The 15487-nt window shown below is 61.7% G+C and carries 16 protein-coding genes; 8 read left to right on the top strand and 8 right to left on the bottom strand.

Annotation, left to right across the window (positions count from 1 at the left end; genetic code table 11):
- Positions 1–123 precede the first annotated feature (123 nt).
- Genes LU684_RS14990 through LU684_RS15000 form a run of 3 tightly spaced genes read left to right on the top strand, consistent with a single transcriptional unit; the run spans position 124 to position 2764 of the window.
- Complete coding sequence (locus LU684_RS14990) at positions 124–1308, top strand: acetyl-CoA C-acyltransferase family protein (RefSeq protein WP_210668703.1); 1185 nt, start codon at positions 124–126, stop codon at positions 1306–1308.
- A 13-nt stretch (positions 1309–1321) separates the two neighbouring features.
- Positions 1322–2170, top strand: coding sequence for a 3-hydroxybutyryl-CoA dehydrogenase (locus LU684_RS14995; protein ID WP_060517319.1), 849 nt, complete (start codon positions 1322–1324; stop codon positions 2168–2170).
- A 12-nt stretch (positions 2171–2182) separates the two neighbouring features.
- Positions 2183–2764 (top strand): TetR/AcrR family transcriptional regulator, encoded by a 582-nt coding sequence (locus LU684_RS15000; protein WP_232894783.1) that lies wholly within the window; start codon positions 2183–2185, stop codon positions 2762–2764.
- 110 nt (positions 2765–2874) lie between these two features.
- Here LU684_RS15000 and LU684_RS15005 read toward each other — a convergent pair whose 3' ends face one another.
- Genes LU684_RS15005 through LU684_RS15025 form a run of 5 tightly spaced genes read right to left on the bottom strand, consistent with a single transcriptional unit; the run spans position 2875 to position 9374 of the window.
- Complete coding sequence (locus LU684_RS15005) at positions 2875–3252, bottom strand: response regulator (RefSeq protein ID WP_016487624.1); 378 nt, start codon at positions 3250–3252, stop codon at positions 2875–2877.
- Between the two features lie 44 nt (positions 3253–3296).
- Positions 3297–4523 carry a hybrid sensor histidine kinase/response regulator gene (locus tag LU684_RS15010; RefSeq protein WP_232894784.1) on the bottom strand — a complete coding sequence of 409 codons (1227 nt, stop codon included), beginning with the start codon at positions 4521–4523 and terminating at the stop codon, positions 3297–3299.
- Positions 4517–5092, bottom strand: a complete 576-nt coding sequence (locus LU684_RS15015; RefSeq protein ID WP_016487626.1) for a chemotaxis protein CheB — start codon at positions 5090–5092, stop codon at positions 4517–4519. The genes LU684_RS15010 and LU684_RS15015 overlap by 7 nt, the downstream gene beginning before the upstream one ends.
- Positions 5089–5910 carry a CheR family methyltransferase gene (locus tag LU684_RS15020; protein ID WP_016487627.1) on the bottom strand — a complete coding sequence of 274 codons (822 nt, stop codon included), beginning with the start codon at positions 5908–5910 and terminating at the stop codon, positions 5089–5091. The genes LU684_RS15015 and LU684_RS15020 overlap by 4 nt, the downstream gene beginning before the upstream one ends.
- Positions 5907–9374: a response regulator gene (locus LU684_RS15025; protein WP_016487628.1), complete on the bottom strand. Its 3468-nt coding sequence runs from the start codon at positions 9372–9374 to the stop codon at positions 5907–5909. The genes LU684_RS15020 and LU684_RS15025 overlap by 4 nt, the downstream gene beginning before the upstream one ends.
- Before the next feature lie 248 nt (positions 9375–9622).
- Here LU684_RS15025 and LU684_RS15030 point away from each other — a divergent pair, with 248 nt between their 5' ends.
- Positions 9623–9973, top strand: coding sequence for a response regulator (locus LU684_RS15030; protein WP_016487629.1), 351 nt, complete (start codon positions 9623–9625; stop codon positions 9971–9973).
- A gap of 120 nt (positions 9974–10093) precedes the next feature.
- Here the strand turns inward: LU684_RS15030 and cobF are convergent, their stop codons facing one another.
- Together cobF and LU684_RS15040 are read right to left on the bottom strand one after the other, a co-directional pair.
- Complete coding sequence (cobF, locus tag LU684_RS15035; protein ID WP_232894785.1) at positions 10094–10843, bottom strand: precorrin-6A synthase (deacetylating); 750 nt, start codon at positions 10841–10843, stop codon at positions 10094–10096.
- A gap of 67 nt (positions 10844–10910) precedes the next feature.
- Positions 10911–12200: an OprD family porin gene (locus tag LU684_RS15040; protein ID WP_197888453.1), complete on the bottom strand. Its 1290-nt coding sequence runs from the start codon at positions 12198–12200 to the stop codon at positions 10911–10913.
- 359 nt (positions 12201–12559) lie between these two features.
- Here LU684_RS15040 and LU684_RS15045 point away from each other — a divergent pair, with 359 nt between their 5' ends.
- From LU684_RS15045 to LU684_RS15055, 3 genes are all read left to right on the top strand, one after another.
- Entirely contained in the window at positions 12560–12919 is a 360-nt protein-coding gene (locus LU684_RS15045) for a histone-like nucleoid-structuring protein, MvaT/MvaU family (RefSeq protein WP_016487632.1), read from the top strand.
- Between the two features lie 222 nt (positions 12920–13141).
- On the top strand, positions 13142–13669 hold the full coding sequence (gloA, locus tag LU684_RS15050) for a lactoylglutathione lyase (protein WP_023048589.1): 528 nt from the start codon (positions 13142–13144) through the stop codon (positions 13667–13669).
- 97 nt (positions 13670–13766) lie between these two features.
- Positions 13767–14009: a hypothetical protein gene (locus LU684_RS15055; RefSeq protein WP_023048590.1), complete on the top strand. Its 243-nt coding sequence runs from the start codon at positions 13767–13769 to the stop codon at positions 14007–14009.
- 126 nt (positions 14010–14135) lie between these two features.
- Here LU684_RS15055 and LU684_RS15060 read toward each other — a convergent pair whose 3' ends face one another.
- Positions 14136–14957 carry a shikimate 5-dehydrogenase gene (locus LU684_RS15060; protein ID WP_016487635.1) on the bottom strand — a complete coding sequence of 274 codons (822 nt, stop codon included), beginning with the start codon at positions 14955–14957 and terminating at the stop codon, positions 14136–14138.
- A 161-nt stretch (positions 14958–15118) separates the two neighbouring features.
- Here LU684_RS15060 and LU684_RS15065 point away from each other — a divergent pair, with 161 nt between their 5' ends.
- On the top strand, positions 15119–15463 hold the full coding sequence (locus LU684_RS15065; protein WP_016487636.1) for a hypothetical protein: 345 nt from the start codon (positions 15119–15121) through the stop codon (positions 15461–15463).
- The last annotated feature ends 24 nt before the right edge of the window (positions 15464–15487 follow it).

Below are 15487 nucleotides of genomic sequence, written 5' to 3' on the forward strand. Positions count from 1 at the left end.
TTTGAACAGATCCGGCATAGGCTGCAACAGAGCCTTTGCCTAGACTCGATCCCACTCCGGGACCGCCGGCCATTCTCGCAGAGCCTGGCCCGCTCCCGCCATGCCTAAGCTTACGGAGCCTCTATGAGCAGCCCAGAAATCTATGTCGTCAGTGCCGTGCGTTCCGCCATCGGTGGTTTTGGAGGCTCGCTCAAGGACCTGCCCCTGGCCGACCTGGCCACTACCATTACCCGCGCCGCCATCGAGCGCTCGGGCGTGGCCGCCGAGCAGGTTGGCCATGTGGTCATGGGCACCGTGATCCCCACCGAACCGCGCGATGCCTACCTGTCGCGGGTTGCCGCAATGAACGCCGGCATTCCCAAGGAAACCCCTGCCTTCAACGTCAACCGCCTGTGCGGCTCGGGCCTGCAGGCCATCGTCTCTGCCACCCAGTGCCTGCTGCTCGGCGATGCCGATGTGGCCGTGGCCGCCGGTGCCGAATCCATGAGCCGTGGCCCGTACCTGCTGCCGCAGGCACGCTGGGGCGCGCGCATGGGCGACCTGCAAGGCATCGACTACACCGTAGGCGTGCTGCAGGACCCCTTCGAACACTTCCACATGGGCATCACCGCAGAAAACGTCGCCGCCAAACACGGCATTACCCGCGAGATGCAGGATGAGCTGGCCCTGACCAGCCAGCGCCGCGCCGCCCGCGCCATCGCCGAAGGCCGTTTCGACAGCCAGATCATCCCGGTGGAGCTGAAAACCCGCAAAGGCACCGTACAGTTCGCCGTGGACGAGCACGTACGGGGCGACGTCACCGCCGAGCAACTGGCCGGCATGAAGACCGTGTTCAAGAAGGACGGCACCGTGACTGCCGGCAACGCCAGCGGCATCAACGATGGCGCAGCCGGCCTGGTGCTGGCCAGCGGTGACGCGGTGCGTCGCCTGGGCCTGAAGCCGCTGGCGCGTCTGGTGGGCTATGCCCACGCCGGTGTCGAGCCCGAACTGATGGGCCTGGGCCCGATCCCGGCCACCCGCAAGGTGCTGGAAAAGACCGGCCTGAAGCTACAGGACCTGGACGTGATCGAGTCCAACGAAGCCTTCGCCGCCCAAGCCTGCGCCGTGGCCCGCGAACTGGGCTTCGACCCGGAGAAGGTCAACCCCAATGGTTCGGGCATTTCCCTGGGCCACCCGGTGGGTGCCACTGGCGCGATCATCGCCACCAAGGCCATCCATGAGCTGCAGCGCATCCAGGGCCGCTACGCCCTGGCGACCATGTGCATCGGTGGCGGCCAAGGCATCGCCGTAGTCTTCGAGCGCGTCTGAGAGAGCCTGACACATGAGCATTGAACAGATCGCCGTGATCGGCGCCGGCACCATGGGCAACGGCATTGCCCAGGTGTGCGCCGTCGCCGGCTACCAGGTGCTGCTGGTGGATGTTTCCGACGCGGCGCTGGAGCGCGGCGTGGCCACCTTGAGCAAAAACCTCGAACGCCAGGTCAGCAAAGGCACCCTGGATGCGGACAAGGCCGCGGCGGCGAAAACGCGCATCCGCACCAGCACCGACTACGCCCAGCTCAGCGGCGCGCAGCTGGTGATCGAGGCCGCCACCGAAAGCCTGCAGCTCAAGCAGCGCATCCTGCAGCAAGTGGCCGCCAACGTCGCTGCCGACTGCCTCATCGCCACCAATACTTCGTCGCTGTCGGTGACTCAGCTGGCCGCCAGCATCGAGCACCCCGAGCGCTTCATTGGTGTGCACTTCTTCAACCCGGTACCAATGATGGCGCTGGTGGAGATCATTCGCGGCCTGCAGACCAGCGACAGCACCTACGCCCAGGCGCTGGTGGTGACCGAAAAGGTCGGCAAGACCCCGATCACCGCGGGCAACCGCCCAGGCTTTGTGGTCAACCGCATTCTGGTGCCAATGATCAACGAGGCCATCTTCGTGCGCCAGGAAGGCCTGGCCAGTGCCGAGGACATCGACACCGGCATGCGCCTGGGCTGCAACCAGCCAATCGGCCCGCTGGCACTGGCCGACCTGATCGGCCTGGATACCCTGCTGGCGATCATGGAAGCCTTCCATGAGGGCTTCAACGACAGCAAATACCGCCCTGCCCCGCTGCTGAAGGAAATGGTCGCGGCCGGCTGGCTAGGGCGCAAGAGCGGTCGCGGTTTCTTCACCTACTGAGGACGAGTCGCCATGCCTCCGGTCAATGCCGCAATGCGCTGTGCCAATTTTGAAGAGCGACGTGACCGGGCCATGGCGCTGTTTGCCGAAAAGGGCTTTGGCCAGGTCAGCATGCGCGAACTGGCGGCCCATGTGGGGCTGACTGCGGGCTCGCTGTACCATCACTTTCCCAGCAAGCAGGACCTGTTGTACGACTTGATCGAGGAGTTGTACGAAGAACTGCAGGCCACTCTGGATCAGGGGCGTCGAGCCATGGCGCGCGGGGCCTCGGCACTGGGCTGCCTGATTGCAGCGCACTGGCAATTGCATGCCGAGCGGCCGATGCAGTTTCGGCTGGCGGAGCGCGACTTGTGCTGTTTGAGCGATGACCAGCAGGCGCGCCTGGCCTTGTTGCGCAAACGTTACGAGGCGGGGTTGCTGAGGTTGATCGCGCCACAGGCAACGTTGCAGGGGCAAGCCTTGGTGGTGACGGCGCATGTGGTGGCGACGCTGCTGAACCAGTTGCCGGGGATGTTGAAGGCATTGCCCGAGGAACAGGGGCTGGGGCTGATGGAGAGCATGTTGGCAGGCGGTATAGAGCGGACCCTGCGATAGCCTGTACTGGCCCTATCGCCGGCAAGCCAGCGCCCACAAGGACTGCACAGGCCTTGAGATCTGTAGCGTACCTGTGGGCGCTGGCTTGCCGGCGATTTGGGCCACCCGCTTTAACGCAAAAGTCTCTGGATCTGCTCGTGCAGGGTATCCAGGTCAAACGGCTTGGCCAGGATCGGTGCCTTGCGGGTGATCGGGCTGCCAGACTCGAGGATCTCGGCCGGGTAGCCACTGATGAAGATCACCTTCAGGTCTGGTCGCAATTTCACCGCGGGCTCGGCAATCTCCACGCCGGAGATACCACCCGGCAAACGGAAGTCCGTCACCATCAGGTCCAGGTGCGGTTTGCTGGCCAGGATCGCAAACGCCTGCTCGCCATCTTCGGCAACCAGCACGTGGTACCCCTCACCCGCCAGGTAATCGCGCAAAATCATGCGAATCGCCGGTTCGTCCTCGACGACCAACACCACATCTTGTGCATCTTCACTCATGTTAACGCCTTGAAATTCTTACAGTTGGCCATCAGACCCCAAGCTTACGCAGAGGTTGCCCGCGCCTGGTCGTTTTGTTCTTTGAATGTTGCCAGCGGCAATTGCAGGGTGAATGTGGCGCCCTTGCCTTCCTCGCTTTCAACGTGTATCCGTCCACCATGCGCTTGCACGATCTGCTCGGATATGTACAACCCCAGCCCCAAGCCCCCGCTGGCTTGCAGGGCAGCGACCCGTTCGAACTGCTGGAAAATGCGCTGCTGGTTGGCCGCGCTTATCCCAATGCCGTGATCCTGAACCTGCACCCAGGCCATCCCCGCTTGCTCGAACACCCGTACCTCCACCGGCTTGCGCTCGCCGTAACGCATTGCATTGGACAACAGGTTGGCCACTACTTGTTCAATCCGGAATTCGTCCCACTCACCCTTCAATCCTTCACAGCGCTGCAGTTCGATGTGGGTGTCCAGCGCCATGGCTTGCGCGGTGAAGTTTTCCACCAACCCACGCACCAGTTGACCGAGATCGAACAGCCTGGGGCGTAGCGACAATTTACCGGTGCGGATGCGTGACACATCAAGCATGTCCTCGACCAACCGGATCAGGCTGTTGATCTGCCGCTCGTCGCGTTCGACCATCGCTTGCAGCTTGTCGGCGCTGAAGGCTTCCAGGTTGCCCCGTGCCAGGTGCATCTTGCGCAACTGGGTTTCCAGGATCAGGCCATTGAGCGGTGTGCGCACCTCATGTGAGACGATCGACATGAAGTCGTCACGCATGCGCACTGCATGTTCAAGCTCACCTCGCGCCACCTGTAACTGGCTGAGCAGCAGTTCCTGCTCCTGGCGGCTGTGCTCCAGAGCTTCCAATTGCCGGCCAAGCACCTTGCGCTGGCGGAACAGGTCAACAAACACCGAGACTTTGCTTTTCACTGCCAGGGTGTCGAGCGGTTTGTGCAGAAAGTCCACGGCCCCGCTCTCGTAGCCTTTGAAGGCATAATTCATCTCGCGGCCCGCCGCGCTGACGAAAACGATCGGGATATTCTTGGTCTTGTCGGTGCCGCGCATCAGCTCGGCAAGTTCGAAACCGTTCATGCCCGGCATCTGCACATCGAGGATGGCCAGCGCGAACTCGTGCTCAAGCAGCAACGACAACGCAGCTTCGGCAGACTGGGCCTGGTGCACTTCGCGGTCTTCGCCCTGGATAAGGGCATCGAGCGCCAGAAGGTTTTCCGGCAGGTCGTCGACGATCAGCAGTTTGGCGATGGTGCGGCTTAGCATGCGCTGTATTCCAAGGTCGCGAGCAGCTGCCCGATACCACTCAGAGTAAGGATATGGTCGGGCTGATGCAGGGCCAGGGCGGCCTCCGGCATCAGGGAGACCTGTGCGTCGCGAGGGTCCTGGACGATCGTGCGGCCCCCGTTGTTCTTGATATAGGAAAGCCCTCTGGCGCCGTCTTCGTTGGCACCGGTGAGCAGCACGCCAAGCAGGCCCTCGCCATAGGCATCGGCCGCCGAGATGAACAGGAAATCGATCGCTGGACGGGAGAAATGCACGGGGTCTTCCTGGCTCAGCGACAGCGTGAGGTCGTGCTCCACCGACAGGTGGTAACCCGGCCCCGCCACGTAGATCCGCCCGCTGCTGATCTGCGCCTTGTCAGCGGCCTCGCATACCGGGCGATGCAAGCGACGCTGCAGCACTTCGGCCAGTTGGCTGTGGCGGTCGTCCGGCAGGTGCAGCACGCAAAGCACAGGTATGGCGAACGCTGGCGGCAGCGCGCCAAGCACCTCGAACAATGCCGCCACACCGCCCGCCGAGGCGCCGATCACCACTGCGCGTACGCCGTTCATGATTTACGGAAGATCCGTTCGGGCTTGACCAGCGGCTCGAAACGATCGCTGTAGGCCGAAAAATCCACCGACTCCTTGCTGCCCAGCACCAGGAAACCCCGATGGCAGAGCGACTCATGGAACAGCCCGAGGGCGCGGTCCTGCAGCTCTTTGTTGAAGTAGATCAGCACATTGCGGCACGACACCAGTTGGGTCTCGGAGAACACGCTGTCGGTGGCCAGGCTGTGGTCGGCGAAGGTCACGTTATCGCGCAGGCTGCTGTCCATGATGGCGTTGCCATAGGCCGCTGTGTAGTACTCGCTAAAGTCACGACGGCCGCCGGCCAGCCGGTAGTTTTCTTCGTACTCGCGCATGCTTTGCATCGAGTAGATCCCCTGCTTGGCCCTGTCCAGCGAATGCGGGTTGATGTCGGTGGCGTAGATGATGGTGCGCTCAAGCAGCCCTTCCTCACGCAACAGGATGGCCATGGAATACACCTCCTCCCCCGTGCTGCAGCCCGCGATCCATACCTTGATCGAAGGCCAGGTACGCAGCAGCGGCACCACTTCGTTGCGCACGGCAAGGAAGTGGTCAGGGTCGCGGAACATCTCGCTGACGGGGATCGTCAGGTACTGCAGCAACTGCATGAACATGCCGGGGTCGTGCAGCACGCGCTCCTGCAGCGCCGACACCGTGAGGCAATCAAACTGGCGCAGCGCATGCAGGATCCGGCGCTTGATCGAGGCGCCGGAATAGTTGCGGAAATCGTAGCTGTACTTGAGATAGATGGCCTCGATCAGCAAGCGGATTTCGATGTCGGTGTTACGTTCGCTAGTCAAATTCGCTCCAGTTGCGGCAGCCATACACGAATCAACGAGAACAAACGGTCCAGGTCAATCGGTTTGGCCAGGTAATCATTGGCGCCGGCCTGCAGGCAACGCTGCTGGTCATCCTTCATGGCCTTGGCGGTCACGGCGATGATCGGCAGTTTGCGCCAGCGCGCTTGCTGGCGGATCAACCGGGTGGCCTCGAAGCCGTCCATTTCAGGCATCATCACGTCCATCAGCACCAGGTCGATGTCATCATGCTGCTCCAGGCGCTCGATGGCCTCGCGGCCGTTACGGCCAATCTCGACGATGGCGCCCTTGTGCTCCAGGGCACTGGTCAGGGCAAAGATATTACGCACATCGTCGTCCACCAGCAGCACCTTGCGCCCCTCGAACACCTTGTCGCGGCTGCGGGCGGTCTTGAGCATGCGCTGGCGTTCGTTGGACAGCTGCGATTCTACCTTGTGCAGGAACAACGTCACTTCATCGAGCAGGCGCTCCGGCGAACGCGCGCCCTTGATGATGATCGACCGCGAGTACTTGAGCAGATCGGCTTCTTCTTCGCGGGTCAGGTTGCGCCCGGTGTACACGATCACCGGCGGGAAGGAACGGATATCCTCGGCGGTCATGCGCTTGAGCAGCTCGTTGCCGAGCATGTCCGGCAGCTTGAGGTCGATGATCATGCAGTCGTAGATGTTCTCGCGCAACAGCGCCAAGGCATCCTGAGCCATGGCCACGGCAGTGATCTCGACGTCGTCGTCGCCAATCAGCCGGGCGATGCTCTCGCGCTGCAGGTCGTCGTCCTCCACCAGCAGGATATGCTTGAGCTTTTGCGTCAGCTTGGCTTCCAGGCGCGCGAAGACTTCCTTGAGCTCCTCACGACTGGTGGGTTTTACCGCATACCCCACCGCCCCCATGTGCATGGCTGCCTCGACGCGGTCTTCCACCGAAATGATGTGCACCGGGATATGGCGGGTGCCGGCCTGCTCCTTGAGCCGCTGCAGCACGGTCAGCCCCGAGTGGTCGGGCAGGCGCATGTCCAGCAAGATCGCATCCGGTATGTATTGGGCCGCCAGCTCGAAGCCTTCGTCGGCGCCATGGGCCACCAGGCAGCTGTAGCCCAGTTCGTGCGCAAGGTCGAACAGAATGCGGGCAAAGTTTGGCTCGTCTTCGATCACCAGAATGCAACGGGAATCGAAGGGGGCATGCTCGCGGTCGTCGGCAAAGGTCGGTACCAGGCGCATGGCGGCAGCGGCCACCGGCACTTGCGGTGCTGGCGGCAACGCGTCGACGGCGGGGCGCAGGCTTTGCGGCTCGATGTCTTCGGCATCGGCGGCATAGCGTTCCGGCAAAATCAGGCTGAACACACTGCCTTGGCCTGGGCTGCTCTCGACATTGATCTGGCCACCGAGCAGATGCGCCAGGTCCCGGGAGATCGACAGACCCAGGCCAGTGCCACCATAGCGGCGGTTGCTGGTGCCATCGACCTGGTGGAAGGCGCCAAAGATCGCCTGGTGCTGATCGGCAGCAATACCGATACCGCTGTCACGCACGGCGAACACAATACCGCTGCCAGGCTGGTAGCTGACGTTCATGCTGACCTGGCCACGCTCAGTGAACTTGATGGCGTTGGACAGCAGATTCTTGAGGATCTGCTCCAGGCGCTGACGATCCGTGAACAGCGTGGCCGGCACCTGCGGCTCGAGCTTGACGTCGAAGGCCAGGCCTTTGTGGCCGGCAAGCGGCTGGAACATGCCGCGCAAGCCTTCGGCCAGGCGCTCGACCTGGGTGGTCTCGGGGCGCACTTCAAGCTTGCCGGCCTCAACCTTGGCAATGTCGAGAATGTCGTTGATCAGGTTGAGCAGGTCGTTGCCTGCCGAGTAGATGGATTCGGCGAACTTGACTTGCTCGTCGCTGAGGTTGCCCTCACCGTTTTCTGCCAGCAGTTTGGCCAGGATCAACGAGCTGTTGAGCGGCGTGCGCAGCTCATGGGACATGTTGGCGAGGAATTCGGACTTGTACTTGCTCGATCGCTGCAAGTCGTCGGCGCGGGCCTGCAGCTCCAGCTGTGCCCGGCCCAGCTCTTCGTTCTTGCGGTCCAGCGCATCGGTGCGTTCCGACAACTGCTCGTTGGTCTGCTCAAGCTCAGCCTGTTGGGTCTCCAGGTGGGCCTGGGACTCCTTGAGCACCCGTGACTGCTCTTCGAGCTCTTCGTTGGCAGTCTTGAGCTCTTCCTGCTGCACCTGCAGCTCTTCGTTCAGCTGCTGGGTTTCGGCCAGCACTTCCTGCAGCCGCTGACGATAACGGGCACTCTCGATCGACATGCCCAGATTGCCGCCGACCCGTTCCAGCAGCTCTTCATCGCGCTCCTGCAGGGGGCGCAGAAAGCCCAGCTCGATCACCCCGTTGATCTGACCGTCCTCGGTGGCCGGCATCAGCAGCGCACTGCGAGGCAAGCCGCTGCCCAGGCCGGAACTGAGGCGATAGAAGTCTTCCGGCAGGTTGTCCAGGCGCAACAGGCGGCCTTCACGCACGGCCTGAGCCAACAGGCCGTCGTGGTCCAGCCTGATCTGCTCGCGCGCCTGCTCTTCGGCGCCCAGGCCATAACAGGCCACCCGGACCAGGCGGCCATGCTCATCGCGCACATACACGGCGCCCACTACACTGCCCAGATAAGAAGCAAAGAAGCGCAGGATGTTGTCACCAAGCATGGGCAAGGTCAGTTGCCCGAGCACCTGCTGAGCCAGCTGGGTCTGGCCGTTGCGCAACCAAGCCTGCTGCTCCAGGCGCTGAGCCGAGCGTTGCTGGGCCTGAAGGTTCTCATCATAGCTGGTCGACAGCGCCACCAGGTCTCGACGACCCAGGTAAGCCAGCAAGGCGCTGAGGCCGACGATGAACAGCACGAAGGCCGAGATCGCCGTCACAGTGACAGAGCTGACCTTTTCGTTACGGGCCATGCGCAGTTGCTGTTCGGTGCTGATCAGGCCATCGAATTCCTTGCGGATTTCATCGGTGATGCGCTTGCCCCGGCCGTTGCCGATCGAGGCCTGGTAATCGCCCTGGCTACGGCGCAGGTTAATCATCTCGTTGCCGAAGTCGTTCCAGGCCTGCTGCAAAGCAATCAACCGGTCGATACGGTCGACCTGCTGCGGGTTGTCCTCCACCATGCCCCGCAGGCTTTGCAGGCTGCCGAGAATACGTGGCTTGGCCACCTCGTAGGGGTCAAGGAAACGCTCGTCACCGGTGATCAGGAAACCGCGCATGCCGGTTTCCATGTCGATCGACAGTTTGACCGCTTCGTTGGCATTGCCGATGACCCGATCGGTGTGTTCGACCCACTGCATGGCCGAAAGCAGGTAGTTGATCACCGCAACGAAGGCTACGGCCCCCAGCAGGCCCACCCCCAGGGGGAGGCCGATGTTGCGGCTCAACAGCTTGCGAAAGCTTCGCTGGTCTATCGAGGCTGCTTGAATCATGAGAAAACGCCCGAGCAAAAAAAGTCCATTGGAAAGAGTGGCGGATCAACCGTTGTTGTTATCTGCCACTGCGCCGTCCTGATAAGCGAGTCTAACCAGCTTTGACGGGTCTGGCAGGGCATTTAGCCAGTATTTGAAGGCGGTGTGCGCCAATCGTTCCATCTGATTGCAGGGATCGGTATCCTCGGGAACTTCTGTTGTCACTTGGCGCACAGATAAAAGACATTCATTTGTACAGGATCCGAACCATGCATCTTCTTGTAGTCGAAGACGACGACATCGTACGCATGCTGATGGTCGAAGTGCTCGACGAGTTGGGCTACACGGTCATTGAGGCTGAAGACGGCGAAGCCGCCCTGCAGGTGCTCGCAAACCCAAGCCAGCCGCTGGAACTGATGATGACCGATGTGGGTTTGCCGGACATGCGTGGCGATGTGCTGGCAGGCAAAGCGCGCGAGTTGCGGCCACTGCTGCCCGTGCTGTTCGCCAGTGGTTATGCCGACAGCATCAATGTGCCCGAGGGCATGCACCTGATCGGCAAGCCGTTCAGCATCGACCAGTTGCGGGACAAGGTGGTGGCCATTCTGGGTCACCCGTGAAATCGTTGTAGCCTGCTTCGCGGGCTTGCCCACTCGCACAAAGACCGCAGGGTTTCGAACGCTGTGACGGTCCTGTGGGAGCGGGTTGACCCGCGAAGAGGCCGGCACAGGGCACACAACTCACAGCTCCCTGCGCAACAAATAAGTATCCATGATCCACCCCTTACGCCGCCTCTCCTGTTCACGCACTTCCAGTATCCGCGCCTTCACCTCCTGCAACGGCCCGGCAATCAGCACTTCATCCTCGGCACCCAGGCAAGCGCCCCAGTAGATCACCAACCCCGGATCATCGAGCTGAGCAAACGCGCACTGCCCGTCGAGCATCACCACCACGTTGTCGATAGGCCCATGCCCAGCCAGGCGCCGCCCTGGCAGCACGGTCAGCGGCTCGCCGATGCGGTTGAGGGGCACCTGATGACGCGCCGCCAGCGCCTGTACACTGCTGATGCCTGGAATGATCTGCAAGCGCAGCGCCACGCCGCGCTCGCGGACCAGATCGAGAATCCGCAGGGTACTGTCGTAAAGGGTCGGCTCGCCCCACAGCAGAAAGGCGCCGGTTTCGCCGTCGCCAATCTCCTGCTCGATCAGTTGGGCATACAGCGCAGCACGCTGCCGGTGCCAGTCCTGCACCGCACCCAGGTAGTCATCTGCCTGGCCATCGCGCAGGGGGTCGGCGACCTGCACCAGGCGATAGCCACCCTCGGGGCGGTAGCGCTGCACAATGGCCTTGCGCAGGCGTACCAGCTCATCCTTGTCGCTGCCCTTGTCGAGCACGAAAAACACGCAGGCGCGGCGCAGTGCATCGACTGCTTCATAAGTGACCTGGCGCGGGTCACCCGCACCGATCCCGATCAACAACAGGTCTTTCATTGCTTTGCCCTTTGCGGGAACCAGCCGCCATTGTCAGGCGGCTACCGGTATTTGGCAAAACGCCCGCTTAGAAGACCGAGAAGTTGTAGCTGACAATCACCCGTGTTTCATCCATGTCACGCGCCCACTTTTCATAATTGCTACGGTAAGTGGAATTACGCAGGCGCACGCTGACATCCTTGAAAGTGCCACTTTGCACCTGGTACTTGAACTCGGTGTCGCGTTCCCATTCCTTGCCTTCGGCCCTGCTGCCCGGCACCTTGATATTGTCGCCATTGATGTAGCGGGTGAAGAAGGTCAGGCCGGGCACACCCAGCGCCTTGAAGTCATAGTCATAACGCACCTGCCAGGAACGCTCCTGAGCGGCGGCGAAATCGTTGACCTGAGCATAGTTGACCAGATACGGGTTGCTGCCATCCAGGTACGGCATGGCGCTGTCGCCATACATCCGCTGCCAGCCGGCACTGATCTTGTGGCCACCCAGGCTGTAGCCGAGCATGCCGCTGAAGGCGCGATGGTCGATTGCACCGGCGCGGGCATTGCCAATGTCATCACTCTTGATCAGGCGCAGGTCGGCCGACAGGCTGCCCAACGCCAACGGCTGGCTGGCCACCAGGCCGAGGAAGTGCTGGCGGTAAATATTTTCCAGCTTGGCCACCTGGTACTGGGCGCTGATTCGCTCGTTGAAGCGGTAGTCGACACCGGCCAGGTCAAAGTGGTCAGCTTCGATATCGCAGGCATAGCGCTTGTTCTTGCAGTGCACGCGGATGTCCTGGCGGTCAGTGGAATCCCGCGCGGTGTATTTGTCCAGGCGGGCCAGGGTGAACTTCAAGTCGCGCACTTCTTCAGAAGTGAGCATGGCGCCATGGAACAGGGTGGGCAGCAAGCGGCCGTCGTTGTATTTGAGCAATGGCACATCAGGCATCATCGAGCCGTATTTGAGCACGCTCTTGGACACCTTGACCTTGGCCGCCAGGCCCATCTTTGCATATTGGTCAACCGAGTGCCGCGGGTCATGACCGGAAGAAGGCAGCAGGCCACTGTTACTGTCTGCCGGACTCGAGTCCAGTTTGAAGCCGAACATGCCCAGCGCATCTACGCCAAAACCGACCGGCCCTTGGGTATAACCCGACTGCACATTAAGGATGAAACCTTGCGCCCATTCTTCCCGCTTGGAAGCGCCTTGGCGGGAACCGCTTTGGCCATCACGAAAATCCCGGTTGAAATAAACATTGCGTGCTTCGACCTTGGCACTGCTGTCTTCAAGAAATCCGGTGGCCTGGGCGTTGACGCCGGCACACAAGAGGAACAGGCCGGCAACACGGCGCCCAGGGGCGAGGGGGAAAGGGGCAAACATGCGAAGACACATCCAGAATCAAAGGCGGGATACACACTGCGGCACGAACTGGCCACGGCACTGCGACAAGGCCGAACAATCAACGGCCATCATCTGAAATGATCGCGCAACGGCGCTGGCGCGCGCCATTGGACCATGGTCTAGACGAACCGCTGGGGAACGGCAAAAAAACCGTGAAATAGCGCGCGCAAAACTAGGAAAGTTCCCGCCTTACTTACAAAAGTTTGCTGTTTACCCAGTCCCGATGAATGTCTACACTCACTATCAGCGAACAGCAGACCCCACCTGCGTGGCTGGCGTTTTATGTAGTTTTAATGTTCGTCACGCCCTGCCACGACCGACGTACAGGAGTGATTACAGTGTCCAGACTTGCAGAGTTTCGTGCTGCCGAAAAAGCGCTCCAGGAGCAGATGGCGCAACTGGAGGCATTGAAAAAGGATGCCGGCCTCAAACGCGAAATCGAATTCGAGCAGAAACTAGTCGGCCTGATGAAAAGCTATGACAAGAGCCTGCGCGATATCATCGCCATCCTCGATCCCAAGGCGGTAGCCAAGACTAGCGGCCCAGCGCCCAAGCAACAGCGCCGCCCACGCGTGGTAAAGGTTTATCAAAACCCGCACACCGGCGAGCGGATCGAGACCAAGGGCGGCAACCACCGCGGCCTCAAGGCCTGGAAAGAACAGTATGGGGGCGCCACGGTGGAAAGTTGGGTACGCTGATGAAACGTCAACGCACACTTCACACTTTTTTCACAAGGGCTGGCTCAATATCGAGACAGCTAAAGGACTAGCGACCCCACGCGCCCGCACATGCGGGCCTCTAATTCCAGCGCCCTGCCCCGTGCAGGGCGCTTTCATTTGCGCAATCGGCGCACTTCCGTATCATGGCCAGCCTGTCTGTTTTGCCGGTGCCCTGCGCCCGGCCCCGTCTCAGGAGTTCCCATGAGCCTGCACGATCTGCACACCCTGCCTGGCGTCACCGCCCAACCGGATGCCGCTACCGCCCACTTCGTCTTCAACCACACCATGTTGCGCGTCAAGGATATCGAGAAGTCGCTGGACTTCTACACCCGGGTACTGGGTTTCCGCGTGGTGGACAAGCGTGACTTCCCTGAAGCCGCCTTCAGCCTGTACTTCCTTGCCCTGGTCGACCCGGCGCAGATTCCCGCTGATGACGCTGCACGCCACCAGTGGATGAAGTCGATCCCTGGCGTACTGGAGCTGACCCACAACCACGGCACCGAAAACGATGCTGAGTTTGCCTACCACAACGGCAATACCGACCCGCGCGGGTTTGGCCACATCTGCATTTCGGTGCCGGACGTGCGCGCCGCCTGTGCGCGCTTTGAAGCACTGGATGTGCCGTTCCAGAAACGCCTGCAGGACGGGCGCATGAACCACCTGGCCTTCGTCAAGGACCCGGACGGTTACTGGGTAGAAGTGATCCAGCCGACCGAGCTCAAAGGCTAAGCATTCATCGCTGTTCGCTCGTCGGGCCGGGAACTCCCGGCCCCTTGCTGTGGTATATGAAGGTAACGGCTTCACATGCCACAGCGAGGTAAGGACGATGCAATCTCTTCACTGTGAATACCGCGAGCACACCATCACCGCCAGCGTGATGCCCCACCCCGACTCCCCCCTGCCCTACGCCGCCGGCTGCCTGATTACCGCGCCCGACGGGCACACCAGCAAGCGCATGTCGATGCCGATGAAGTTTTTCTCCGACCTGGAGAACGCGCAGCATGTGTCGCTGGCCCACGGCCGCGCACTGGTCGACCAGCAGCTGGATGACGGGCACAAGCTGTTCTGACCCTTCCAAGGTTTGTACTGGCCCCTTCGCGGCTAAAGCCGCTCCCACAGGTAATCCACAGATTTCAGATGCTTTGCTGTACCTGTGGGAGCGGCTTTAGCCGCGAAGGGGCCAGCACAGGAGTAACTAGCCCTCCCGGGCGTAAGCCACTGCGGCATCCACCTGCGCCCGCGTCGGCCTGATACCCGTGTACAGCACAAACTGCTCCAGCGCTTGCAGCGCAATGACCTCCAGCCCGGTAATCACCGGCTTGCCCAACGCCTGCGCCCGGCGAATCAACGGCGTCTGCGCCGGCATCGCCACCACATCGAACACCCGCTCGGCCGCCGCTATGGCATGCTCAGAAAACGCCAGCACCTCTGCCTCCGGCCCGCCAGCCATACCGATCGGCGTCACGTTCACCAGCATCGGCGGGCAGATGTCGCCCAACTCAGCCAGCCAGCGATAACCACACACATCTGCCAGTTGCCGACCGGCCTGCTCGTTGCGCGCAACGATGATGCCTTCGGCAAAGCCTGCATCACGCAGGGCACTGGCCACGGCCTTGGCCATGCCACCACTGCCACGCAGGGCAAAGGCGGTGCCCGGATCGACCTGATGCTGCGCCAACAACTGGCGCACGGCCAGGTAATCGGTGTTGTAGGCCTTCAGGTGGCCACCGGTATTGACCAAGGTATTGACCGACTCGATGGCCGCCGCCGACGGGTCGATTTCATCGACCAGCGCCATACAGGCCTCCTTGTACGGCATGGACACGCCGCAGCCGCGGATACCCAAGGCGCGGATACCCGCCACCGCCGCCGGCAGGTCATCGGTGCGCATGGCCTTGTAGTAAAAGTCCAGGCCCAGCTGCTGGTACAGGTGGTTGTGAAAACGCACGCCAAAGGTGCCGGGGCGGCCGGCCAAGGAGATGCACAGCACGGTATCCCTGCTGGGAGTTGTCGACATAACCTGCTCCTGTGTCAGAACTGAAACGTTTGTGCAGCGTAACAGAGGCGACCACTGGTCGTCCCTTACACAACCTTTACCGTTCCCCTGTGCTCAGCTGACAGAGACTGGAGTCATATTATCAAGGCCCCCGAACGTGGGCTTTCTCTGCGAGGTGCTCCATGATCCGTCACATTCCCGGAATCGCCCTGCTGGTCGGGGCCTTGGCCATCAGCGGGCCCGCTGCTGCTCACGGTGGCCATGGCGGCGGTGGCTGGTATGGACCGGGCCCGGTCCTGGGTGCGGCAGTGGTCGGCGCCGTGGTCGGGGCAACGGTTTATGGCGGGCGTGACCGTACTGTGTACGTTGAACGCCAGCCGGTCTATTACGGGCCGCCGCCGGTGTACGTGCAACCGCCGCCGCAACCGGTGTACTACCAGCCGTACTACGCACCGGCACCACCGCCCCCGGGCTACCGCACCTACTACGGCCCGCCACCGGTGTATTACGGACCGCCACGCTGGTAATGGTTGATAGAACTAATGACCACT

The sequence above is a fragment of the Pseudomonas sp. NMI542_15 genome (assembly GCF_021283425.1).
Classification (GTDB): domain Bacteria; phylum Pseudomonadota; class Gammaproteobacteria; order Pseudomonadales; family Pseudomonadaceae; genus Aquipseudomonas; species Aquipseudomonas fortuita.